This is a genomic window from Klenkia sp. AC732 (assembly GCF_979256525.1).
Map to the genome: position 1 here is coordinate 1 of NZ_CEEDOS010000041.1, position 20,603 is coordinate 20,603.

Below are 20,603 nucleotides of genomic sequence, written 5' to 3' on the forward strand. Positions count from 1 at the left end.
CCGCCCGCACCCGCCTCCCCCGCGCGGTGCGGGCGGGACGCACCCGGCCCCGGCCGGTCCTCCCCCGGGACCGCGTCCGGGGCCGGGCCCGTCTCGTGCCCCGACCGGAGACCGAGGACTCAGCAGACCCGGTCGACCAGGGCCTGCAGCCCGTCCCGCTGCGCATCGTCCAGCGGCAGGTCGAGCACGGTGTCCTCGCCCTCGACCCGCACCGTCAGCGGGAAGACGAACGGCTTCTTCGTCTCGGCCAGCACGTGCGGCTCGCAGGACACCAGCTCCACCGTCAGCGGCAGCACCAGCTCGTCCCGACCCGCCCGCAGCGTCGCCGGCAGGCCGTCGTCCACGGTCGGGGCCAGCAGCACGCTGCGCCCCAGGGCCCGCACCTCGACGTCGACGTCCGGGCTGCCGGCGACCCGGGTCAGCACCAGGGACGCCGTCACCTCCTCCCCCGAGCCGACGGGCCCCTCGACGGCCACGTCGACCCGGGTCAGCAGCTGCTGCACCCGGCACCCCTGCTCGTGCACCCGGTCCAGCACGTCCCCGGTCAACGGCACCAGCACCGTCTCCACCGGCCCCCCGGCACGGCTGAGCACCACCTCCGCGGCCACCGGCGCGACCGGGGCCGCGCAGTCCACCGCCCCGAAGGGCACCGGCAGGTCGATCGTCAGCCCCGGCCGGTAGACGGCGGTCTGCTGGGCCAGCGGCTGGGCGGCGAAGCCGGGGGAACGCAGCGCCACCGCGGTGACCGTGAACGGCTCGTCCCCGGTGTCGGTCAACCGCACCTGCACCTGCCCGCCGAGCGCCTCGTCGGTGCGGGACCGCACGACCTCGCCCTCGACCCCCGGCACCGGGGGCAGCGTCGGCACGGCGGTCGCGCTCGCCGGCGCGGCCGGACCCTCGCCCGCCCCGCACCCGGCCAGCGCCAGCACGCCCGCCAGCGCCACCGTGACCACCACCGCGACGCCCCGCACGCCGCGCAGCCTAGGTCCGCGGCGGCCCGCGGTCAGCTCTCCTCGGTGTGCCGCCCCGCCAGCTTCGCCAGCACCCGGCCACCCTCGTACCGGACGTCGAGCTTCTCCTGCGGGACAGCGGCCGGCCCGCGCCGCGGCTCCCCGGCGTCCAGGTCGAAGGCGGAGTCGTGCCACGGGCAGACCAGGCAGTCCCGGCCCGCAACCTGCTCGACCCGGCCCTCGGCCAGCGGCCCGCCCAGGTGCGCGCAGGCCCCGACGAAGACGTCGACCCGGGAGCCCCTGCGCACGACCGCCAGCGGTACCGGGGCGCCCTGTCCTTCACCGGTCCGCAGCGCCGGGCGCCCCTCGGGCAGGTCGTCCAGCGGCCCCAGGTCGATCCAGTCGTGGGTGAGCTGGCGGGCCGAGGTGACGGCGTGCGAGGCGCCGGAGGACTGCGCGTAGCTCATGTGCCCGCCCACCGCGGCCGAGCCCGAGGCCAGCGCGAGACCGGCGTAGGACAGCACCCGCCCCGCGGTGCCGGCACCGCGCCGGCGGGCGACCAGCGAGCCGACGTAGAGCCCGAGCGCCGCGGTGTTGAGGACGGCGTGCAGCGCGCCGACCCGGCGGACGCCCACCTCCTGCTCGGACCAGTCGGCGGCCCCGGCCAGCGCGGTCGGCACGGCCGCCGCGACCCCGGTCCCGATGAGCACGGTCGCGGCCGGGCGCAACGGGGGCACCAGGTCCAGCAGACCCGCGGACACCCAGCTGCCGACCGGGACCTGGGCGAGGACGGGGTGCAGCGGGTGGCCGAGCCACGTGCCGTGCAGGGCGTCCTTCAGCCCCTGGGGGCGCAGCAACCGGTCGACGGCGGTCCGGGCGGGCTCCACCGCCTTGTCCAGCGAGGTGACGTCGGCGAGGCGGTCCAGAATCCTGAGCAGGCTCATGGCGGCGGACTACCCAGCGACCCCGTCCCGGAACGCCTCGATCCGAGACCGCACTGCCCGGCTCAGACCCCGTCGACGGCGGCGTACCGGGTCAGCCGGGGTGCGGCGGCGAGGAGGGACCCGAGCTGCGAGGCACCATCCGGGGTCTGGCGCCAGGCCCGGTAGGCGTCGTCGTGCTCGATGCTCTCCCAGCGCTCGAGCACCGTGACGTGGGCCGGGTCGTCGACGTCGACGAGCACGTCGACGCCCAGGCACCCGGCGAACGCCCGGGTCGCCTCCAGGGTCGTGGTGATCAGCCGGTTCGTCCCGTCGACGTCGTCGGCGGCGGCGGGGGTCAGGGACAGCTCCAGCAGCGAGGTGACGGTCATGGACCCATGGTGCCGCGCGACCACGAGCCCGCCCGGTGGCGAGCGACGCCGGTTCTGTTGCAGGTGACAACCGTCACGGTTGGTACGGGTCACACCGGGAATGCACATCCTCCGCAGGGGTTGGTCTCGTATGCAGGACCAGCACACCCGCGCCGACCGCACCACCCCGCACCTGGAGAACCCCGTGACCTGCCCGACCCTGCGCCGCCGCCACCCCGCGGTGGACGCCGTCTCCGATGTGGCCGACCAGTCGGCCCACCGGGTCCGGGCCCTCCTCACCGCCTTGCGCGATGGCGACGCCGGCAGCGCACAGTTCGCCCGCTTCGTCGTCGTCGGTGGTCTGTCCAGCGCGCTCTACGCGGTGCTCTTCATCGCCTTCGACTCGATGGGCGACCAGCCGGCCAACCTCGTCGGGGCGGTCGGCTCCACCCTGCTGGCCAACGAGCTGCACCGTCGGCTCACCTTCCACGCCGACGGCCGGGTCTCCTGGTTCACCGCGCAGTGGGAGGGCGGCGGTCTCGCCGTCGTCGGCCTGGTGGCCACCTCGCTGGCCCTCGCCGGTGCACACCAGCTGCTCGGCGACACCTCCTGGCAGGTCAACGTGCTGCTCATCGGTGGTGTCACCGGCCTGATCGGACTGGTCCGCTTCGTGGCCCTGCGGGCCTGGGTGTTCACCGGCCGTTCGCTCCAGCGCGGGTAGCCCGGCGGTCACCGGGGTAGGTGGTTGAGGACGCAATCGTCCCGAGACCACGGAGGCACCACCGATGACCAAGATCGCCGTCGTCTACTACTCGTCCACCGGCAACACCCACCAGCTGGCCCAGGCCCTCGCGCAGGGTGCCGAGGAGGCCGGCGCCGAGGTGCGCCTGCGCCGCGTCGCCGAGACCGCCCCGGACGCCGCCATCGACAGCAACCCGGCCTGGCGTGCACACGCCGACGCCGTCGCCGACGTCCCGCTCGCGCAGCCCGAGGACCTCGAGTGGGCCGACGGGTACGCCCTGGGCACCCCCACCCGCTTCGGGACGCCGTCCGCGCAGCTCAAGCAGTTCATCGACACCCTGGGCGGTCTGTGGGCCACCGGGAAGCTCGCCAACCGTGGCGCGACGGCGTTCACCAGCGCGCAGAACACCCACGGTGGCAACGAGTCGACGATCCTGACGCTGTTCAACGTCTTCTCCCACTTCGGCGCCGTGATCGTGCCCCCGGGCTACACCGACCCGCTGCTGTTCGCTGCCGGCGGCAACCCCTACGGCACCTCGGCCCCCTCGGCCGGCAACGCCGACGCCGCCTCCGACGAGGCGCTGGCCGCGGCCCGCTACCAGGGCCGTCGCCTCGCCGAGATCAGCGCCAAGATCACCTCCTGAGCCACCGTCTGGGCGCGCACCCCTCACCGGGTGCGCGCCCAGACTGCTGTCGCGGCCCCGTGCCCGTCATGGGCGCGCACCGGCCGCGCGAGCGCGCGACCACTCGGGCGTCCTCGAGACCACCGCTGTCCCGGCGCGCACCCGGCGCCCGACCGCGCCCTGGCGCGCCCACCCCGGCGGGTGCCCCGGCGGCGGCGTGAGCCTGGTCGCGTCCGGGCGCGGTCCCGGGCGGGCCTCGTTACCGTGGTCGCGGTGACGACACCGGGGCCGACCAGCGACGACGTCGACCCCGCCCCGGACCCGGCACCGGCCCCCACCGCCCGCCGCAGCCGCCTGCGCACCCCGGTCCGCTGGCTGCAGCGCATCGTCGTCGCCCTCATCGGGGCCACCCTGGGCGTGCTCCTCTTCGCCCGCGTCGAGGCCCCCATCGGGCCCTTCGACGCCACCGTCGCCTTCACCCCCTCCACCGGTGGCGGGGCCGAGCTGGAGATCCCGCCGCTGGGCGCCCTCGCCGTCGATGCCTACGACGGCCCGCTGCGCCTGGACGTCCAGCTCCGCCGGGTCGACCAGCTGCGCGCCCAGGCGCTGGCCACCGACCCCAGCCAGCTCGACGGCGTCGTCGACAGCGTCAGCGCGGACCTGCAGTCCGCCGTCGTCCAGCTGGTGTGGACCACCGCCGCCGCGGGCATCGGCGGGGCCGCGCTGTTCTCGCTGATCGCGCTGCGCCGCAAGCGCGAACCGCTGATCGCGGTCGGCATGTCCACCGTGCTGCTGGTCGGCACCGCCGGACTGGGCGCCGCGACCTGGCGCCCCGAGGCGCTGTCCCAGCCGACGTACACCGGACTGCTGGTCAACGCCAACAGCCTCATCGGCAGCGCGCAGGACATCGTCGCCCGCTACGACGCCTACCGGGCCTCCCTGGAGGACCTCGTGGCCAACGTCAGCACGCTCTACTCCGCCGTCTCCACGCTCCCCGACCCCTCCGGCACCGGGGACAGCGTCACCCTGCTGCACGTCGCCGACATCCACCTGGCCCCCTCCGGGGCGGACCTGGTCGAGCAGGTGGTGACCCAGTTCGGTGTGGACGGCGTGCTGGACACCGGTGACATCGTCGACTGGGGCAGCTCCGCGGAGAGCCAGACCTTCGGGTGGATCGGCGACCTCGGCGTCCCCTACGTGTTCATCCGCGGCAACCACGACTCGGCCGCCACCGCGCTGGCCGTGCAGGCCCAGCCCAACGCCGTGGTGCTCGACGACTCCTCGACCACGGTGGCCGGCATCGAGGTCGTCGGCGCCCCGGACCCCCGCTTCACCCCGGACAAGGACGCCGACGAGGGCACCCAGACGCTGGAGGAGTCCGGCGAGGAGCTGGTCGACTACATCGACACCCTGGACGACCGGCCGGCGGTCGCGATGGTGCACGACCCGAAGCAGGCCCCGCCGCTGGACGGCGTCGTCGACCTGGTGCTCGCCGGGCACACCCACCAGCGCGACGTCTCGGTGCTGGAGGACGGCACCCGGCTGATGGTCGAGGGCTCCACCGGCGGCGCGGGGCTGCGCGGGCTGCAGGGCGAGGAGCCCACCCCGCTGTCGTGCTCGGTGCTCTACCTGGACCCGGCGACCGGCGAGCTGACCGCCTGGGACGAGATCACCCTCGGCGGTCTGGGCCAGTCCGAGGTGACCATCGAGCGGTTCTACGTGGACCCGCTGCCGACCGGGGACGAGCCGTCGACGGACCCCGACGGCACCCCCACACAGGGCCCTGACCAGCAGCCCACCGACGGGACACCGACCGACGCACCCCCGGTGGCTCCCGCCGGCCCGACCGGCTGAGCCCTACGCTCCCGGCCATGACGACGGCCGCCACCCCCACGACCGCCCGCGCCCGACGGGCCGCCGGACCGCTGCTGGCCGGGGCGCTGTCCCTGGCCGCGCTGGCCGGGTGCTCGTTCACCTCGAACAACGTGTCGTGCTCGGGGAGCCAGTGCACGGCCTCGCTCACCGGCGAGGGCTCCGAGGCCGAGATCCTGGGCACCTCGCTGGTGTTCGCCGGCACCCAGGACGACCGCGCCACCCTCTCGGTCGGCAGCGCGGAGGTCAGCTGCGCCGAGGGCGAGAGCGTCACCGCCGGCCCGCTGAGCCTGACCTGTACCGCGGTCACCGCCGACGGTGTCGAGCTGACCGCCTCGCTGGGTTAGTCGGCCACGTCGACGACGAGGCGGGACGGGTTCTCCAGGGCGTAGACCCGGAAGGGCTTCTCGGCGGTCAGCCCGAGGTAGGCCAGCGCCTGGCCCTCGTAGGTGGAGTCGTAGAAGACCCCGGCGACCGAGCCCTCGCCCGGGCCGGCGACGCCCCCGCGGGGCACCTCGGTGACCCCCGGCGCCTCGTAGGGGTTCGTGACGCCGGTCAGGAGCACCCGCAGGTACGCAGTGCCCGGGACGTCGAGGGGATCGCCGCTGCCCTCGGCGGTGGGCGCGTCCACGTAGGCGACGTCCCAGCCGGGCGCCGCGGTGCCCGACAGCTCGAACACGACCCGGTCGAAGCCGTCCTGGTCGCCCACCCGCAGCGCGGTGACGACGGTGGGGCCCTGGCCGGCGACGCCGTCCCCGGTGTCGGGTGCGGTGTCCGCGGGGAAGGCCGGCGCGTCCGTGACCCCCTCGGGGTCGCTGGTCGCGGGCGCCCCGGTGCTCGGCGCGGGGGCGGAGGTGCCGGTCGCAGCGGCCGACGTCGTGCTGGCGCTGCCGGACTCCTGGGTCGCGGGGTCGCCGCACCCGGCGAGCAGCACGAGCGCGGACACGGGGACGACGGCGAGCAGGCGGCGGCGCATGCGCCCACCCTGACAGCCCGGGACCACCGGCCCGGTGCACCACACGCCGACCACTGCGAGACCAGCCCGGACGCTTCCGGCGACGCGCCCACGGACCCCCGTCCGGAGACCCCCTCGGCGTTGTGTATTGTTCTCCCTGCCTCCAGCGAGCACGAGCCCTCATCGTCTAGTGGTCCAGGACGCCGCCCTTTCAAGGCGGTAGCACGGGTTCGAACCCCGTTGGGGGCACGCACCAAGAAGTACAGCAAGGCCCTGTAGCGCAGTTGGTTAGCGCGCCGCCCTGTCACGGCGGAGGTCGCGGGTTCGAGTCCCGTCAGGGTCGCCGACCGATGTCCACGGAGCACCACCCGTGGGTACCGGCATCGGGCCAGGTAGCTCAGTCGGTACGAGCGCTCGCCTGAAAAGCGAGAGGTCGGCGGTTCGACCCCGCCCCTGGCCACCTCACTCCCCTGCCGCTCTCCCTCTCCACAGGGTCGGCACACCCCACGCCCGGTCCCGCCCGGCACACTCGGGACCGGCTGCGGCGCACGGTCACCTCGGTACTGGGCGGGTCGACAGACACTTCCTGGACTGCTCACAGGGAACGCGCAGGGAGGGGACCCAGGGTGGACGTCATGACGGCGACGATCCCCTCCTCGACCAGCTCCCGTGCCCAGCTGACCCGGCCGGACGGCAGCGCCCTGCGGGTGCTCGTCGTCGACGACGAGCGCTCCATCTGCGAGCTGCTGTCCATGGCCCTGCGCTACGAGGGCTGGGACGTCAAGACCGCCGCCGACGGCGCCGAGGCGGTCAAGGCCGCCCGCGAGTTCCGGCCCGACGCCGTCGTGCTCGACGTCATGCTCCCCGACATGGACGGCCTCGAGGTGCTCCGCCGGCTCCGCGCCGAGTCCCCCCTGGTGCCGGTGGTCTTCCTGACCGCCAAGGACGCCGTCGAGGACCGGATCGCCGGCCTCACCGCCGGGGGCGACGACTACGTCACCAAGCCCTTCAGCCTGGAGGAGGTCGCGGCCCGCCTGCGCGGCCTGCTGCGCCGCACCTCCCGCGTGGTGGCCGACGACGGCCTGCTCGTCGTCGGTGACCTGACCCTGGACGAGGAGTCCCACGAGGTCACCCGCAGCGGGGACGACGTCCGCCTGACCGCGACCGAGTTCGAGCTGCTGCGCTACCTGATGCGCAACCCCAAGCGCGTGCTGTCCAAGGCCCAGATCCTGGACCGGGTGTGGCAGTACGACTTCGGCGGCCAGGGCAACATCGTCGAGCTCTACATCTCCTACCTGCGCCGCAAGATCGACGCCGGCCGGGCCCCGATGATCCACACGCTGCGGGGCGCCGGCTACGTCATCAAGCCCGCCGTCTGACAGGACACGTGACCGGCCAGCCACTGCCCGCAGCGCGGTCCGCCTCCCGACGGCGGCACTCCCTGCGGGCACGGCTGCTGGTCGCGTTCCTGGTGCCCACCCTGCTGGTCCTGGCGGTGGTGGCCTTCGCCTCGACCGCCGTGCTGCGGCACGAGCTGATGCGGCAGGTCGACGACCGGCTGGCCGGCGCCGGGTCCCGCACCGAGCAGGCCGCCGGCTACTACGACGCCGAACCGCCCGAGCCACCCGCGGACGGCGCGGGGGACGACATCTTCGGGCCGGGACAGGGCGAGGGCACGCTGATCGCCCGGTTCAGCGACGGGGTCTGCACGTACTCCGGGGTCATCGAGCGGTCCGGGGAGAAGAAGGGCCTGACCGCCTCGCAGGTCGGCTCGCTCGGGAACGTCAGCGGGGACTGGACGCCCACGACCGTGGACCTCGGGGACGGACTCGGGGACTACCGGGTGGTGGGTGCGACCACCCCGGACGGCGACCTCGTCGTCACCGGGCTCCCGCTGGGCTCGGTCGACGACGCCGTCGGCTCGCTGGTCATCGTCGAGGTCCTCGCCGGGCTGGTCGCCCTGCTGGCCGCCGTCGCCGCCGCGGCCGTCGTCATCCGGCGGACCCTGCAGCCCCTGGACCGGGTCGCGGCGACCGCGACCCGGGTGTCGGAGCTGGAGCTGTCGACCGGTGAGGTGCAGCTGGCCGAGCGGGTGCCCCCGGAGGACACCGACACCCGCACCGAGGTCGGCCAGGTCGGGACGGCGCTGAACCGGCTGCTGGACCACGTCGAGGGCTCGCTGACCGCCCGCCAGGCCTCGGAGACCCAGGTCCGCCAGTTCGTCGCCGACGCCAGCCACGAGCTGCGCACGCCGCTGGCCTCCATCCGCGGGTACGCCGAGCTGGTCCGCCGCCAGCACGCCGACGTCGAGCCCGAGGTCGGGCACGCCCTGCGCCGGGTGGAGTCCGAGGCGGTGCGGATGTCGGTGCTGGTCGAGGACCTGCTGCTGCTGGCCCGCCTGGACGCCGGCCGCGACCTCGCCCACGAGGAGGTGGACCTGGCCGCCCTGGTGGTGGACACCGTCTCCGACGCCCACGTCGCCGGGCCGGGGCACCGCTGGCGTGTGGACCTGCCCGACGTCGCGGTGCTGGTGCCCGGGGACGGCGCACGGCTGCACCAGGTGCTGGCCAACCTGCTGGCCAACGCCCGCACCCACACCCCCGAGGGCACCACGGCGACCGTCCGGCTGCGGGCCGAGGGGGACGTCGCCGTGCTGCAGGTCGCCGACGACGGCCCCGGCATCCCGCCGGCGCTGCGGGCGCACGTCTTCGAGCGGTTCGCCCGCGGCGACTCCTCCCGCTCCCGACAGGCCGGGTCCACCGGCCTGGGGCTGGCGATCGTGGACGCCGTCGTCACCGCGCACGGTGGCACCGTGGCGGTGGCCAGCGAGCCCGGCCGGACCGAGTTCACGGTGCGGCTGCCGCACGCCAGGACCGTCGAGGGCGACCCCGACACCGAGCTGGACGGCGGGGGTCCGGACCCGGACCTGCTGGTCGAGGGCCAGCCACGCTGACGAGGACGTCGCCGGGAGCGTGATCGTCGCGGACCCGGGGTATGGACGTCCCATGACGCAGCCCAGCGCCCCGCAGCCCACCGAGGGCCTCCCCGAGGGCACCGAGACCGCGGCCGCCCCGGTGGACCCGCCCACCGTCACCGTCGAGCACCCCACGCCGGACACCGCCCGGGTCGTGGTGGTCGGCGAGCTCACCGCCGAGGCCCGCCGCCCGCTGATCCGGGTCGTCACCGACCTGCTGCTCGGCCAGGACCCCCCGCAGCGGCTCCAGCTGGACCTGCACGGGGTGGACTTCCTCAACTCCGCCGGGCTGTCGACGGTGGTCCAGGTGCACCGGATGCTCGAGGGGCGCGGGTCCGAGCTGACCCTCGTCGTCGGGACCACCGCGGTGGCCCGCCCGCTGCAGCTGTCCGGGCTGTGGCATCGGTTCCACGTGCTGGACGAGCGCCGCGGCAACTGACCTCCCGGGGCGGACGGCGCTACGGTCTCCGGCGTGCTCGAGCTGCGTCCCTCCTGTGAGTGCTGCGACCGCGACCTGGCGCCGGACAGCCCGGACGCGCTGATCTGCAGCTTCGAGTGCACCTGGTGCACCGCCTGCGCCGCGGGCTTCCCGGACCGGGCCTGCCCCAACTGCGGCGGCGAGCTGGTCCGCCGCCCGGTGCGCCCGGCCCGGTCGCTGGCCGGCAGCCCGGCCTCGACCACCCGGGTGCTGGCCGTCGGGCCACCCTGCCGCTGACGGGGCCTAGCGCGCCACCGCTGCGGCCAGGACGGTGCGCAGCGGCGTGGCCGGACGGCCCAGCAGCTCCTCCAGGGTCGGGTCGGTGACGTCGAACTCACCGCGCCGGGCGGCCACGAAGAGCCCGAGCAGCATCTGCGCCTGCGCGGCGGGGACCCCTCGGCCGACCATCCCGGCCAGCCACTCGTCGTCCGACTGCACCACGCGGCGGACGGGTGAGCCGGTCAGCTCGGTGAGCAGGGCGGCGACGTCGGCCAGGTCCAGGGTGACGGGGGCGGTCAGCGGCGGGGAGACGCCGTCGAGCCGACCCTCGTCGGCGAGCACGACCGCGGTGGCCTCGGCCAGGTCGACGTGGGCGGTCCAGGAGACCGGGCCGTCGGCCGGGGCGGCGAGCTCGCCGGTCTGCAGCGCGGCACCCAGCAGGACGGGCACGGTGGCGGCGTAGAAGCCGTTGCGCAGCGCGGTGGCGGGCACCCCGAGGTCGGCCAGCAGGGCGTGCGTGGCGGCGTGGTCGCGCATCGGGTCGAACGCCGACGCCGGCCCCGCAGCCTGGTGACTGGTGTAGAGCACCCGGCGGGCTCCGGCGTCCCGGGCCGCCTGCAGGGCGGCGGCGTGCTGGGCGACGGCGCCGTCCCCGGCGCTGTTCGAGGAGACGACGAGGACCTGCTCGGCGCCCTCGAAGGCCGCGGTGAGCGTCTCGGGCTCCGCGTAGTCCCCGCGGCGGACCCGGACGCCCAGCGCGGCCGGGCCGGCGGCCTTCTCGGGGTCCCGCACGCTGAGCGCGACGCGCTCGGCGGGCACCCGCTGGAGCAGCTGTCCGACGACGAGGGAGCCGAGCTGTCCGGTGGCTCCGGTGACGACGATCATGGTGGACCTCCTGGTATCGGCGGAACGGATGTTCCGACATCGACGCTAACACCATCGCTAACGCTGGTGCGTTATCGTCGATCCGTGACCGCGACGGAGCAGGACCCCGACACCCGGCGGACCCGGACCCGGGGCGAGGTCGTGGAGGTCGCTGCCCGACTGCTCGCCGCCGGCGGTGCGGACGCCGTCACCACCCGGGCCGTGGCGGCCGAGGCGGGCGTGCAGGCGCCCACGATCTACCGGCTGTTCGGGGACAAGGACGGCCTGCTCGACGCCGTCGCCGAGCACGTGTTCACCACCTACGTCGCCGGCAAGCAGCTGGCCCCGCAGACCGACGACCCGGTCGCGGACCTGCGCGCCGGGTGGGACGTGCACGTCGGCTTCGGGCTGGCCAACCCGGCCCTGTCCGCGCTGCTGGCCGACCCGCGCCGGGGCGCCCGGTCCCCGGCGGTGCGGGCCGGTGCCGGCGTGCTGCGGGCCCGGGTGCGCCGGGTGGCCGCGGCCGGCCGGCTGCGGGTCAGCGAGGAGCGGGCCGTGGACCTGGTGCACTCGATCGGCACCGGCTGCGTGCTGACCCTGGTCCGCACGCCCCCGGAGGAGCGCGACCTGGGCCTGGTCGACGCCGCGTGGGACGCGGTCCTCGCCGCCGTCACCACCGACGCCGCCGGCACCGCACCCGAGGGCACGACGGTGGCCGCGGTCGCCCTGCGGGCCGGGCTGGACGACGTCGCCGTGCTCTCGGCGTCCGAGCGGGCGCTGCTGGCCGAGTGGCTGGACCGGATCACCGCCGGCTGAGCCTCAGGCCGGGGCGTGGACCGCGTCGGCCAGGGTGACCCGGCCCTTGCCGTGCTGCTTGGAGCTGTACATGGCCGCGTCGGCGCGCTGCAGCAGCTCCTCCGCGGACTCCCGGCCGCTGCGGGTCAGCGCCACACCGAGGCTGGCCCCGACCTGGGCCGGTCCGCAGGCCAGCTGCACCGGACGGCTGACCGAGTCCCGGAGCCGGTGGGCCAGGGCGAGGGCCGGGTCCCGGTCCGCGCCGTCCGCGCAGACCACGACGAACTCGTCCCCACCCAGGCGGGCGAGGACGTCGTCGGGGCGCAGGCAGTGCGCCAGCCGCGCCGCGACGACGATCAGCAGGTCGTCCCCGACCGCGTGCCCGAGCCGGTCGTTGACGGCCTTGAAGCCGTCCAGGTCGATGAACAGCGCCGCGACGCCCGGCCCGCCGGTCCGGGCGCGGGCCAGCGCCTGCCCGAGGTGGTGCACCAGCGCCACCCGGTTGGGCAGCCCGGTGAGCGGGTCCTCCTCGGCCCGCCGGCGCAGCTGGTCGTGCAGGTCGCGCATCTCGGTGGAGGACACCTCGATGGAGCGCTCCAGGGTGTAGCGGTCCTCGTCGGCCTCGGCGTACGCCCGGGAGACGACGGCGAGGAGAGCGGCCCACTGGGCCTCGTCGGGTGCGCCGCTGATGCCCAGCCGGCGCAACTGGCGGGCCAGCAGCCGGTGCAGCTCGGGTACAGGGGGCGCCTCAACGCTCACGGATCACCGAGACGGTCATCGTCTGGTTCTGCATGGTGGCGCCCGCATCGCCGGAGGTCAGCTCTCCGTAGGAGTAGTAGCCGACCGTGGCCGGGGCGGGCCCGCCGTCCCCGAGGGCCTCGGCGACGGCCTCCAGCTCCTCCTCGCAGCGCTGGCCCAGCACCAGCCGGCGGCCCACGCAGCTGACGACCAGCGCGAGCGAGTCACCCGGGGCGACGGCGAGGCGGGCGGCTTCGGCGGCCTCCTCGGCGGCGCCGACCAGTCGGTCGGTGGAGCTGCGCATCAGCTGGGCGCGGGAGCCCACGGGCACCTCGCCGGCGAACGTCAGCGACTGCTCGGCCGGGTCCACGCCCAGCACCGTGCGGACGGACTCGCGGTCCCCGCCGGGTGGGCGCACGCCGAGCGGGAAGAGCAGGGCGGTGGCCGGCAGTCCGCTGGCCCGGTCGCCGAGGTAGGTGCGGTAGAGCTCGAGGGCGGGCCGGTCGTCCAGCTCGTGGACGACGGTGCCGCGGGAGCGGGTGACGATGCGCTCGGGGCCCAGCACGGACCAGCCGCCGCGGGCGCCGTGGCCCACCTCGACGGCGTCCCCGGCCAGCCCGACGGCGATCACGTGGCCGCCGACCGGGACGCCGTCGACGAGCACCCAGGTCGCGGCGAACCGGTCGCCGTCGCCGGCGAGGCCGCCGACCACGGTGGTGCCCAGGGGCACGCCGGCGGAGAGCCCGTCGGCCAGGGCGGAGCCGTTGACCCGCAGGCCCTCGCTGAACACCAGCACGGCGGCCAGGTCGGGGGCGCGGTCGGTCAGGTGCTTGCCCAGCAGCAGGCCGACGTCGCGCGAGTCGTCGGCGGAGACCGGGGAGGTCTCCACCAGCACCCGGGTGGCGGCGAAGCGGAGGACGGCAACGGTGAGGGTGTCGTCGTGCAGCTCGCTGCCCGACACCTCACCGGAGGTCGAGCAGCCGGCGATCGAGGCGGTGGGGTACGCCGCCCGGAGGTCGGCCAGGCCCGGGTGCCCCGGCTCGTCGCGCAGACCGCTGGGGCCGAAGACGAGCACCAGGGTGGCGGGTCCGTCCCACGCGGGGAAGGCGTCCGACCAACCGGTCGGGTAGGCCCATCGGCCCGAGAACACGTCCATCGTCACCCTCCGCGGGACGCAGTGCCCCTGCCTCCTCCATCGGCTCCGACGGGCCCGGATACACCGTGCGGGCGGCGTCCTCACCCCAACAGAGGAGTGCCCGTCAGCCGAGTTTGGGCAGGTGGTGGGCCAGGTCAGGGTGCGGTCCGGGGGCCGTAGCGGCGACGTCGACGGTGGCACTGCCGAACAGCTGGTGCAGGTCGGCGTCCCAGCGGAGGGTGCGCCGCAGGGCCCTGGTCGCGGCGACGGCGACGTCCACCCCGTCGACGGTGCCGGCGACCCGACCGACGCCACCGGGCCGGACCCGGTCCACCAGGCCGGCCAGCCCGCCCGGGGACCACAGCAGCGGACCGGTCAGGTCGACCTGGGTACGACACCGGGCCAGCACGCCTGGCGAGGGCTCGCCTGCGTGCACCCGGGGGTCGCCGTCGAGCAGGTCGGCGTCCGCCGTCCAGACCTGGGCGTCGAGGCCCGCAGCGAGCAACGACCGGACACCGAGCACCGTCGCGTCGTCGTCGGCACCGGGCGCCATCCGGACGACGACGGCCGGGTGGCGCCACCAGCCGCCCACCCCGCGGGCCGCGGGGTCGGGCAGCAGGCGGGCCAGCGAGCGGGTCTCGGCGTTCTTCTCCCGGCGGGCGGCCACCGGGTCGTCCCCGCGCAGGCCCCAGTCCGGGCCGTCGTGCCAGGCCACCGCCCGCTCGCGGTGGGCCAGCACCGCACCGGCGGAGAAGAGCCGGTGGGCCAGCTCCCAGTCCTCGCCGCCGTAGCCGCCGAAGGTCTCGTCGAAGCCGCCGACCTCCTCGAACAGCGCCCGGGTGGTGCCCATGACGGCGCTGATGACGAAGCGGTAGGACCGGTCGTCGGCGTCGAGCAGGTCGCCGGCCTCCCGCAGCCACGCCGGCTCGGTGAGCTCCTCGGGCGCGGCGCCGCCGGCGAACCAGTCGCGCAGCCGGTCGGGGGTCCAGCCGGCGAGGTCGGCGTGCCGGCGTCGGCCGGTGACCAGCGCGTCGGGCAGCAGCGCGGGCAACGCGGACAGCTCCTCGACGTAGGTCGGGGTGGGGACGGTGTCGCCGTCCAGGAACAGCAGCACCTCCCCCTCGGCGGCCCGGGCACCCAGGTTGCGGGCCGCGGCGGCGCGGAACCCCCGGTCGGGCTGCCGGACGACGGTCACCCCGGCCGGCACTCGCGGCGGCTCTGGCGACCCGTCGTCGGCGACGACGACCTGCAGCCGGGACGCCGGGTGGGTCTGCAGCGCGAGCCCGGCCAGCACCAGGTCCAGCTCGTCCTGCGCCCGGTAGTACGGCACCACCACGCTCACCTCGGGCGGCTGTCCGGGGCGGGCGTCGGCCAGCGGGGACCAGTCGTTGCCGGCCACCACGTGCCGGCCGTCGGGCAGCGTCAGCACGAGCGCCACACCGCCCGGTAGGACTCCAGCGTCGCGGCCAGGTCCGGGCCGGTGGGCGTGCCCGGTGCGAGCCAGGTCGAGGCCGGGTCGGCCAGGGCTGCGGCCAGGGCGGGCGCCAGGTCCTCGTAGAGCCACAGCGCCCCGGGGCAGCGGGCGGCGACCTCGCGGGTGTAGGCCACGTCGGGGACCAGCGGGCGGCGTCCGGCGGCCAGCCAGCTGCCGATGGAGCCCGACGCGCTCACGTGCCGGTGCGGGGCCAGCGGCACCGACGCCGCCCGCAGCCGGGCCGGCAGCTCCTCGTCGGCCACGTAGCCGGTGACCGTCAGCGGGCCCAGGGCGGACAGCTCGTCGACCAGGTCGGCGTGCCCGTCCGAGGGCTTACCGAGCGCGGTCAACCCGACCCCGGCGGGCAACGCGCGCAGCGCCTCCTCGTGGCCCTTGCCCGGGTACAGGAACCCCAGCACCACGACCTGCCCGTCCGGCGGGGGCACCGGGCCCGCCGGCAGCGGCTGCACCGGCAGCGGCACCACAGCGGGGACGACGTCGGAGAACGCTCGCAACCGGGCGGCCTCGTGCTCGCTGTTGACCACCACGGCAGCAGCGGTGTCGACGACGGCCGCGTAGGCCCGCGCCCGGCGCTGCTGCAGCACCGATCCGTCGTCGGGCGGGACGTCGTGCAGGGTCACCACGAGCGGGCGACCCAGGTCCGCGGCCAGCGCGGTGAAGGCCAGCGCGCTCTCCTCCGCGGTGGGCGCGAAGAGCCGGTCGGTGTAGTGCACCTGGACCAGCTCGGCGCCCTGCACCGGCGGCGAGCCGTCGGCCTCGGCGAGCTCCCGGGCGTACCGGACGACACCGTGCTCGGCCGGGCCGACGAGCAGGTGCCCGACCCTCACGCCGGTGCCCGGTCGGCGGCCACCCGGCTGTAGACGTGGGCGTGCACCCGGCGCAGCTGCGCCTTCTGCTCGGCCCGCCAGGCGGGGTCGGCCTTCGCCGGCCACGGCCGGGTCACCGCGGCCATCACCGCACCGGTCAGCGAGGGGACGTCGAGCCCGCGGACCTCGTCGTTGCCGTAGAGCACGACGTCCTCCCACTGGTCGGCGTAGTGCCCGCAGGTCGGTGCCACCACCCGGGTGCCGACGTCCCGGCAGGCCTCCAGCCAGCCCGAGTGCGTGCCGAAGCGGTGCGGCAGCACCGACACCGCGATCGACTGCAGGTAGGCGGTCAGCTCGTCGTCGCCGAACCGCGGGTGGACGGCGAGCTCGAACTCCCCGGCGTCGGCGGCCTGGCGCAGGCCCGGCACCCGCTGGTCCAGGTCGACGTCGTCGTGCACGTCGACCCGCAGCCGGCCGCCGCCGGACACCGCGCCCGACGCGGCCGCCCGGACGACGTCCAGCGGGTCGAGCAGGTTGGTGCGCAGCGACTTCAGGTGCACCCCGACCAGCCGCGGCTCCCGGCCGATGCCGGGCAGCGGCGTCACCAGGCCCGGGTGGGCGACGACGATGCAGGACCGCTGGAACCGCTCGGCGATCTCGTCGGCGGCGCCCTCGGTGAGGGTGAGCACCACCTCGGCGGCGCCCAGCAGCGCGGCCAGGTGCCGGTCGTGGCGCTCCCGGGTGGAGTGGTGCGGGTTGCGCAGGTCGTGGACGGTCACCACGAGGGCGACGCCGCTGCGCCGGACCACCTCGGTCCAGGCCAGCATCTCGTCGGGGGTGAGCCCGTCGAAGCCGAAGTGCAGGTGCAGCACGTCGATCTCCGCGGCGTGCGCGGCCAGGTACCGGGGGTCCAGCCACGGGCTGGGCGCCCACGGGTCCTCGACCGAGGGCGCCGGGCCGACCCGGACGACGTCGGGCGGCAGCACGGCGTCGAGGTAGGGGTGCGCGAAGGGCACGGTGGCGACCCGCATCACGCGTGCACCCACCCCTCGTCGGTCCGTCGCACCAGGCCTCGTTCGGCGAACGCGTCCAGCCAGCCCTGCATCGGCCACCACCCCCACCGGGCGGCGAAGACCCGGCCGTTGGCCAGCACGTCGTCCAGGTGCTCGACCGGGGGGCGGGAGACCGGGTGGTGCTGGTGGAAGGCCGCGGCCCCACCCACCCAGCGCAGTCCGACGCCCGCGGCGTGCGCGGTCTCGGCGAAGTCGGTGTCCTCTCCCCCGTATCCGGCGTAGCCCTCGTGGAAACCGCCGAGGGCGGCCCAGGTGGGCGCGGTGACGGCGAAGGACAGCGACCAGAACAGCCGGTGGTCGGTCGAGTCGAGGACCTCGCCGTCGGCCGGCACCGGGCGGGCCGGGTGCGGGTCGGCCAGCTCGGCCAGCCGCGCGGGGTCGGTGAGGTCGTAGCCGCCGGCGGGGGGCGGGGGCAGGTAGCTCACGGGTCCCGAGTCCAGCACACCGTCCTGTGCGACGGCCGCGTACCGCTCGACCAGTGCGGGAGCCGGCACGCAGTCGACGTCGAGGAAGACCAGCAGCTCCGCGCCCCCGGCCAGCGCCGCGGCGGCGCCGGCGTTGCGGGCCGCGGCCAGCGGCAGCCGGTCACCGGCGGGCAGGTCCACCACGTCGGCGGCGTCCCCGACCACGGAGCGGATGCCGTCGTCGCCCATGGCGACGACGACGTGCCGGTCGGCCCGGCGGGTCTGGGCGGCCAGCCCGGCGAGCTGTCCGCGGAGGTGGTCGTGCCGGCCGTGGACGACGGTGACCACGGCGGTCCTCACGAGCGGGCGACCTCTCGGATGGCGGCGGCGGCGCGCTCGGCGGCGTCGCCGGGTGACCAGCGGGACCAGCCCTGGCCGCCGCGGGTGCGGGCGGCCTCCAGCAGCACCGGCCAGCGGTCGGCGGTCGGCCAGGCGGGCAGCCCGACGGCGATGCCGGCGGCGTCGAGCGCGGCGGTGGTGCGGTGCTGCTCGGCGAAGGGCCGATCGGCGGCCACGACCACGGCCGGACGGCGGGCGGCGGCGACCTCGGCCAGCGCGTTCTGCCCGGCGTGGGTGACGACGACGTCGGCCGCCGAGAGCACCGGCCACGGGTCGGCGCACCACTCGCCCGGGCCGCCCAGCACGGTCCAGCGCAGCCCCGGGGTGGCCCGGCGCAGCGCGTCGACGTCCTGGGCGGTGACGGCACTGCCCCCGGTGCCGGCCAGCAGCACGGCGGTGCCCGGCGCCGGGTCGGCGGCCGGCCGCCGGTCGAACCGGGAGACGGCGCCGACGTGCGTCGTCGTCGCGGCGAAGGGAGCCAGGTACGCCGGGGTGAGCACGTCGGCGGGGAAGAACGCCAGCAGCCGGTCGGCGACGGTGTAGCCGGTGGTGTGCGGGGCGTCGTCCCGGTCGCCGGGCATGGCGGTGACCACGACGGGCACGCCCATCAGGCGCAGCAGCAGGGTCACCTCGACCGACACGTCGACGACGACGGCGTCGGGCCGGGCCCGCTCGACCCAGGCCGCCAGCTGGGCGGACCGGGTGCGCAGGCCCTCGTGCCGGCGGGGTGCCCAGTGCAGGGCACCACCGGCGGTGACGTGCTCGACGGTGCCGCCGGCGTCGTCGGCGAGCTGCACCCAGTCGGCGAAGGGGGCACCGGGCGAGGGCAGCGAGGACAGCCCGACGACGTCGTCGTCGAGCACCTCGGCGATCGCCGCCGCCCGGTGCAGGTGCCCCGACCCCTGGTGGTGGACGTACCAGCCGATCACAGCGCCGCGGCGGTGGCGTTCGACTCGACGAGCGAGGCGTACAGCTGCTCGTACCGGGTCACCATCGTCTCCACTGAGCAGTGCGTGCGGGCCCGCTCGCGGGCCGCCTCGCGGGACAGGCCCTCGGCCTCCGGGATCGCCGCGGCCAGCGCGGCGACGTCCCCGGCGGGGACCAGCCGGCCGACCTCGGGGGTGAGCACCTCGGGGATGCCGCCGCGGGCGAAGGCGACGACCGGGGTGCCACAGGCCAGCGCCTCGGCGACGACCAGGCCGTAGGGCTCGTCCCAGCACGGGGTGACCAGCGCGACCGAGGCCCGCCCGACGGCAGCGGCCAGCCCGGCCTGGTCCAGGTGGCCCAGGTGGGTGACGCCGCGGCCCAGGAAGGGGGCGATGGTGCGCTCGAAGTAGCCGGCGTCGACCACCGGGCCGGCGATCTGCAGCTCCCGGCCGGCGGCCAGGGCGGCCTGCACGGCGAGGTGGGTGCCCTTCTCCGGGACGATCCGGCCCGACCAGACCAGCGGCCCGCCGCCGGGTCCGGCCGTCCAGCTCGTCAGGTCGACCCCGTTGGGGACGACGCCCACCGGCTGGTGCACGCCGTCGACCCCGGACCACGCCGCGGCGGTGTGCCCGCTGACGGCGACCAGCGACACCGGGGAGGGCACGCTGGACTGCAGCGCGGACTCCAGCCAGGGCGTCGGTGGGCAGTGCAGGGTCGAGAGCATCGGCACCCGCAGGGCGGGGGCCATCGCGATCGGCAGGTAGTGCAGCGAGTGGTTGTGCACCAGGTCGAAGTCGTGGGCCCGCTCGCCGGTCAACGACATCATCAGCGACAGGTAGGCGTGGTGGTCCTCGAGGAAGACCTCGGGACCCATGCTCACGTCGGCCCGGGCAGCCGGGCTGACCCGCACCGGGCGGACGGGGAGCGCCTCGACGGCCAGCGAGGGGTCCGACCCGGGGCCGGCGAAGAGGGTGACGTCGTGACCGCGGGCGGTCAGGGACCTGGTCAGCTGCCAGACGTGCGCCTCGAGCCCACCGGCGAAGGGCTGGGCGATCGGGTAGCGGCTGGAGGCGATGAGCGCGATGCGCAGCGGCCGGGAACGGTCGGCGCGGGCGTGGGAGGGCAGCGGGGCCGACGGCGTGGGCACCGCGGGGACCGAGCGCAACCGGCGGCCACGGCGGGGCAGCGGCAGGGTGGCGGTCACGCGCGGGCCGGACGGGGGGACGGGTCGGTCACCGCGGGCTGGGTGAGGACGGGGCTCTCGGACAAGGACGGGCGACACCTCCTGGGCGGGGGCACACCTGAGGACCGGTGGAGCGGTCGGGGTGTGTCGGCTGGTGGCCTGCCCCGCTTCATGAGGCGACGACGTGGCGCGCAGCGCTGCAGCGTCGTCGGACCGGACCGCCTCGATCATCACAGACGGGGGGGCCCCCCGCACATCGGCCGGAGGTGCGTTCTCCCACCCCTCCAGCGGAACCCGCGCTTCCCCCCGTCCGGGTGATCTCGTGGAGGCGGTCCGGGGTAGCGGTTCGGTAGCGTTCCGCCACCGAGGCCTGGGTGTGGACACCGCGGCTGCGAGCGACCTGGAGGAACGCGTGAGCGAGCGCGGGGACGACCGACCGAGCGACGACGGCCGCGGGGGCGCCGGCGAGCAGCCCGGCCAGCCCGGGTGGTCCCCGGCCCCACCGGTGCCGGGGCGCCCCGGACCGGCCGGGCCGCCCCCGCAGCCCGGGTGGCAGGGCTCCGCCCAGCAGGGTCCCGCCCAGCAGGGTCCCGGGCAGCAGGGTCCCGGGCAGCAGGGCGGGTGGCCGGGCCAGCAGGGCTGGTCGGTCCCCCCGCAGCAGCCGGGCACCCCGCCCCGTCC

At 76.0% G+C, this 20,603-nt stretch carries 23 protein-coding genes and 3 tRNA genes; 13 read left to right on the plus strand and 13 right to left on the minus strand.

Annotated elements, in window-relative coordinates:
* Positions 1-119: 119 nt before the first annotated feature.
* The 3 genes from AC0IVP_RS17485 to AC0IVP_RS17495 all read right to left on the minus strand — a co-directional run bounded on the left by AC0IVP_RS17485 (position 120) and on the right by AC0IVP_RS17495 (position 2,262).
* Entirely contained in the window at positions 120-971 is an 852-nt protein-coding gene (locus tag AC0IVP_RS17485) for a hypothetical protein (RefSeq protein WP_471758184.1), read from the minus strand.
* Positions 972-1,003: 32 nt separating this feature from the next.
* Positions 1,004-1,894 (minus strand): Rieske (2Fe-2S) protein, encoded by an 891-nt coding sequence (locus tag AC0IVP_RS17490; RefSeq protein ID WP_471758186.1) that lies wholly within the window; start codon positions 1,892-1,894, stop codon positions 1,004-1,006.
* Positions 1,895-1,956: 62 nt separating this feature from the next.
* The gene (locus AC0IVP_RS17495; RefSeq protein ID WP_471758188.1) at positions 1,957-2,262 is read right to left on the minus strand and encodes a putative quinol monooxygenase; all 306 of its coding nucleotides are present in this window, start codon (positions 2,260-2,262) and stop codon (positions 1,957-1,959) included.
* 130 nt (positions 2,263-2,392) lie between these two features.
* Between AC0IVP_RS17495 and AC0IVP_RS17500 the strand changes: the two genes are divergently transcribed.
* The 4 genes from AC0IVP_RS17500 to AC0IVP_RS17515 all read left to right on the plus strand — a co-directional run bounded on the left by AC0IVP_RS17500 (position 2,393) and on the right by AC0IVP_RS17515 (position 5,824).
* The gene (locus AC0IVP_RS17500; RefSeq protein ID WP_471758190.1) at positions 2,393-2,962 is read left to right on the plus strand and encodes a GtrA family protein; all 570 of its coding nucleotides are present in this window, start codon (positions 2,393-2,395) and stop codon (positions 2,960-2,962) included.
* Between the two features lie 64 nt (positions 2,963-3,026).
* Positions 3,027-3,626, plus strand: coding sequence for an NAD(P)H:quinone oxidoreductase (wrbA, locus tag AC0IVP_RS17505; RefSeq protein WP_056289670.1), 600 nt, complete (start codon positions 3,027-3,029; stop codon positions 3,624-3,626).
* 252 nt (positions 3,627-3,878) lie between these two features.
* On the plus strand, positions 3,879-5,459 hold the full coding sequence (locus AC0IVP_RS17510; protein WP_471758192.1) for a metallophosphoesterase: 1,581 nt from the start codon (positions 3,879-3,881) through the stop codon (positions 5,457-5,459).
* Positions 5,460-5,476: 17 nt separating this feature from the next.
* Entirely contained in the window at positions 5,477-5,824 is a 348-nt protein-coding gene (locus tag AC0IVP_RS17515; RefSeq protein ID WP_471758194.1) for a hypothetical protein, read from the plus strand.
* Here AC0IVP_RS17515 and AC0IVP_RS17520 read toward each other — a convergent pair.
* Complete coding sequence (locus AC0IVP_RS17520) at positions 5,821-6,453, minus strand: AMIN-like domain-containing (lipo)protein (RefSeq protein ID WP_471758196.1); 633 nt, start codon at positions 6,451-6,453, stop codon at positions 5,821-5,823. The genes AC0IVP_RS17515 and AC0IVP_RS17520 overlap by 4 nt on opposite strands.
* Before the next feature lie 155 nt (positions 6,454-6,608).
* Between AC0IVP_RS17520 and AC0IVP_RS17525 the strand changes: the two genes are divergently transcribed.
* From AC0IVP_RS17525 to AC0IVP_RS17555, 7 genes are all read left to right on the plus strand, one after another.
* A tRNA-Glu gene (locus AC0IVP_RS17525) sits at positions 6,609-6,681 on the plus strand.
* 20 nt (positions 6,682-6,701) lie between these two features.
* Positions 6,702-6,775: transfer RNA gene (locus AC0IVP_RS17530), tRNA-Asp, on the plus strand.
* Between the two features lie 43 nt (positions 6,776-6,818).
* Positions 6,819-6,892: transfer RNA gene (locus AC0IVP_RS17535), tRNA-Phe, on the plus strand.
* 175 nt (positions 6,893-7,067) lie between these two features.
* Positions 7,068-7,811, plus strand: coding sequence for a response regulator transcription factor (locus AC0IVP_RS17540; protein ID WP_056290341.1), 744 nt, complete (start codon positions 7,068-7,070; stop codon positions 7,809-7,811).
* A gap of 8 nt (positions 7,812-7,819) precedes the next feature.
* Positions 7,820-9,385 carry a sensor histidine kinase gene (locus tag AC0IVP_RS17545; protein ID WP_471758198.1) on the plus strand — a complete coding sequence of 522 codons (1,566 nt, stop codon included), beginning with the start codon at positions 7,820-7,822 and terminating at the stop codon, positions 9,383-9,385.
* Between the two features lie 52 nt (positions 9,386-9,437).
* A complete protein-coding gene (locus AC0IVP_RS17550) occupies positions 9,438-9,845 on the plus strand; it encodes an STAS domain-containing protein (RefSeq protein ID WP_157518927.1) in 408 nt (135 codons plus the stop codon).
* Positions 9,846-9,878: 33 nt separating this feature from the next.
* Entirely contained in the window at positions 9,879-10,121 is a 243-nt protein-coding gene (locus AC0IVP_RS17555; RefSeq protein ID WP_471758200.1) for a DUF1272 domain-containing protein, read from the plus strand.
* Between the two features lie 6 nt (positions 10,122-10,127).
* On the opposite strand, the gene AC0IVP_RS17560 is transcribed toward AC0IVP_RS17555, so the two are convergent.
* On the minus strand, positions 10,128-10,988 hold the full coding sequence (locus AC0IVP_RS17560; protein ID WP_471758202.1) for an NmrA family NAD(P)-binding protein: 861 nt from the start codon (positions 10,986-10,988) through the stop codon (positions 10,128-10,130).
* A gap of 84 nt (positions 10,989-11,072) precedes the next feature.
* Here AC0IVP_RS17560 and AC0IVP_RS17565 point away from each other — a divergent pair, with 84 nt between their 5' ends.
* Positions 11,073-11,783, plus strand: coding sequence for a TetR/AcrR family transcriptional regulator (locus AC0IVP_RS17565; RefSeq protein ID WP_471758204.1), 711 nt, complete (start codon positions 11,073-11,075; stop codon positions 11,781-11,783).
* 3 nt (positions 11,784-11,786) lie between these two features.
* Here AC0IVP_RS17565 and AC0IVP_RS17570 read toward each other — a convergent pair whose 3' ends face one another.
* The 8 genes from AC0IVP_RS17570 to AC0IVP_RS17605 all read right to left on the minus strand — a co-directional run bounded on the left by AC0IVP_RS17570 (position 11,787) and on the right by AC0IVP_RS17605 (position 19,943).
* Complete coding sequence (locus AC0IVP_RS17570; protein ID WP_471758206.1) at positions 11,787-12,521, minus strand: diguanylate cyclase domain-containing protein; 735 nt, start codon at positions 12,519-12,521, stop codon at positions 11,787-11,789.
* On the minus strand, positions 12,511-13,656 hold the full coding sequence (locus AC0IVP_RS17575; RefSeq protein ID WP_471758208.1) for an FIST signal transduction protein: 1,146 nt from the start codon (positions 13,654-13,656) through the stop codon (positions 12,511-12,513). Before AC0IVP_RS17575 ends, AC0IVP_RS17570 begins: the two co-directional genes overlap by 11 nt.
* 103 nt (positions 13,657-13,759) lie before the next feature.
* Positions 13,760-15,073: a glycosyltransferase gene (locus tag AC0IVP_RS17580; RefSeq protein ID WP_471758210.1), complete on the minus strand. Its 1,314-nt coding sequence runs from the start codon at positions 15,071-15,073 to the stop codon at positions 13,760-13,762.
* Entirely contained in the window at positions 15,058-15,957 is a 900-nt protein-coding gene (locus tag AC0IVP_RS17585) for a glycosyltransferase (RefSeq protein ID WP_471758212.1), read from the minus strand. Before AC0IVP_RS17585 ends, AC0IVP_RS17580 begins: the two co-directional genes overlap by 16 nt.
* Positions 15,954-16,982 carry a hypothetical protein gene (locus AC0IVP_RS17590; protein ID WP_471758214.1) on the minus strand — a complete coding sequence of 343 codons (1,029 nt, stop codon included), beginning with the start codon at positions 16,980-16,982 and terminating at the stop codon, positions 15,954-15,956. The genes AC0IVP_RS17585 and AC0IVP_RS17590 overlap by 4 nt, the downstream gene beginning before the upstream one ends.
* Positions 16,967-17,773: a glycosyltransferase family 2 protein gene (locus AC0IVP_RS17595; RefSeq protein ID WP_471758216.1), complete on the minus strand. Its 807-nt coding sequence runs from the start codon at positions 17,771-17,773 to the stop codon at positions 16,967-16,969. The genes AC0IVP_RS17590 and AC0IVP_RS17595 overlap by 16 nt, the downstream gene beginning before the upstream one ends.
* The gene (locus tag AC0IVP_RS17600; protein WP_471758218.1) at positions 17,770-18,741 is read right to left on the minus strand and encodes a glycosyltransferase; all 972 of its coding nucleotides are present in this window, start codon (positions 18,739-18,741) and stop codon (positions 17,770-17,772) included. The genes AC0IVP_RS17595 and AC0IVP_RS17600 overlap by 4 nt, the downstream gene beginning before the upstream one ends.
* On the minus strand, positions 18,738-19,943 hold the full coding sequence (locus AC0IVP_RS17605; protein ID WP_200938686.1) for a glycosyltransferase family 4 protein: 1,206 nt from the start codon (positions 19,941-19,943) through the stop codon (positions 18,738-18,740). Before AC0IVP_RS17605 ends, AC0IVP_RS17600 begins: the two co-directional genes overlap by 4 nt.
* Before the next feature lie 391 nt (positions 19,944-20,334).
* Between AC0IVP_RS17605 and AC0IVP_RS17610 the strand changes: the two genes are divergently transcribed.
* Positions 20,335-20,603: hypothetical protein (locus AC0IVP_RS17610; protein ID WP_471758220.1), on the plus strand; the 269-nt coding region annotated here is incomplete at its 3' end.

Excerpts from the sequence above, each read along its gene's own strand:
- AC0IVP_RS17490 (WP_471758186.1), bottom strand. The coding sequence starts at position 1,894 with ATGAGCCTGCTCAGGATTCTGGACCGCCTCGCCGACGTCACCTCGCTG.
- AC0IVP_RS17495 (WP_471758188.1), bottom strand. The coding sequence starts at position 2,262 with ATGACCGTCACCTCGCTGCTGGAGCTGTCCCTGACCCCCGCCGCCGCC.
- AC0IVP_RS17500 (WP_471758190.1), top strand. The coding sequence starts at position 2,393 with ATGCAGGACCAGCACACCCGCGCCGACCGCACCACCCCGCACCTGGAG.
- wrbA (WP_056289670.1), top strand. The coding sequence starts at position 3,027 with ATGACCAAGATCGCCGTCGTCTACTACTCGTCCACCGGCAACACCCAC.
- AC0IVP_RS17515 (WP_471758194.1), top strand. The coding sequence starts at position 5,477 with ATGACGACGGCCGCCACCCCCACGACCGCCCGCGCCCGACGGGCCGCC.
- AC0IVP_RS17520 (WP_471758196.1), bottom strand. The coding sequence starts at position 6,453 with ATGCGCCGCCGCCTGCTCGCCGTCGTCCCCGTGTCCGCGCTCGTGCTG.
- AC0IVP_RS17540 (WP_056290341.1), top strand. The coding sequence starts at position 7,068 with ATGACGGCGACGATCCCCTCCTCGACCAGCTCCCGTGCCCAGCTGACC.
- AC0IVP_RS17550 (WP_157518927.1), top strand. The coding sequence starts at position 9,438 with ATGACGCAGCCCAGCGCCCCGCAGCCCACCGAGGGCCTCCCCGAGGGC.
- AC0IVP_RS17560 (WP_471758202.1), bottom strand. The coding sequence starts at position 10,988 with ATGATCGTCGTCACCGGAGCCACCGGACAGCTCGGCTCCCTCGTCGTC.
- AC0IVP_RS17575 (WP_471758208.1), bottom strand. The coding sequence starts at position 13,656 with ATGGACGTGTTCTCGGGCCGATGGGCCTACCCGACCGGTTGGTCGGAC.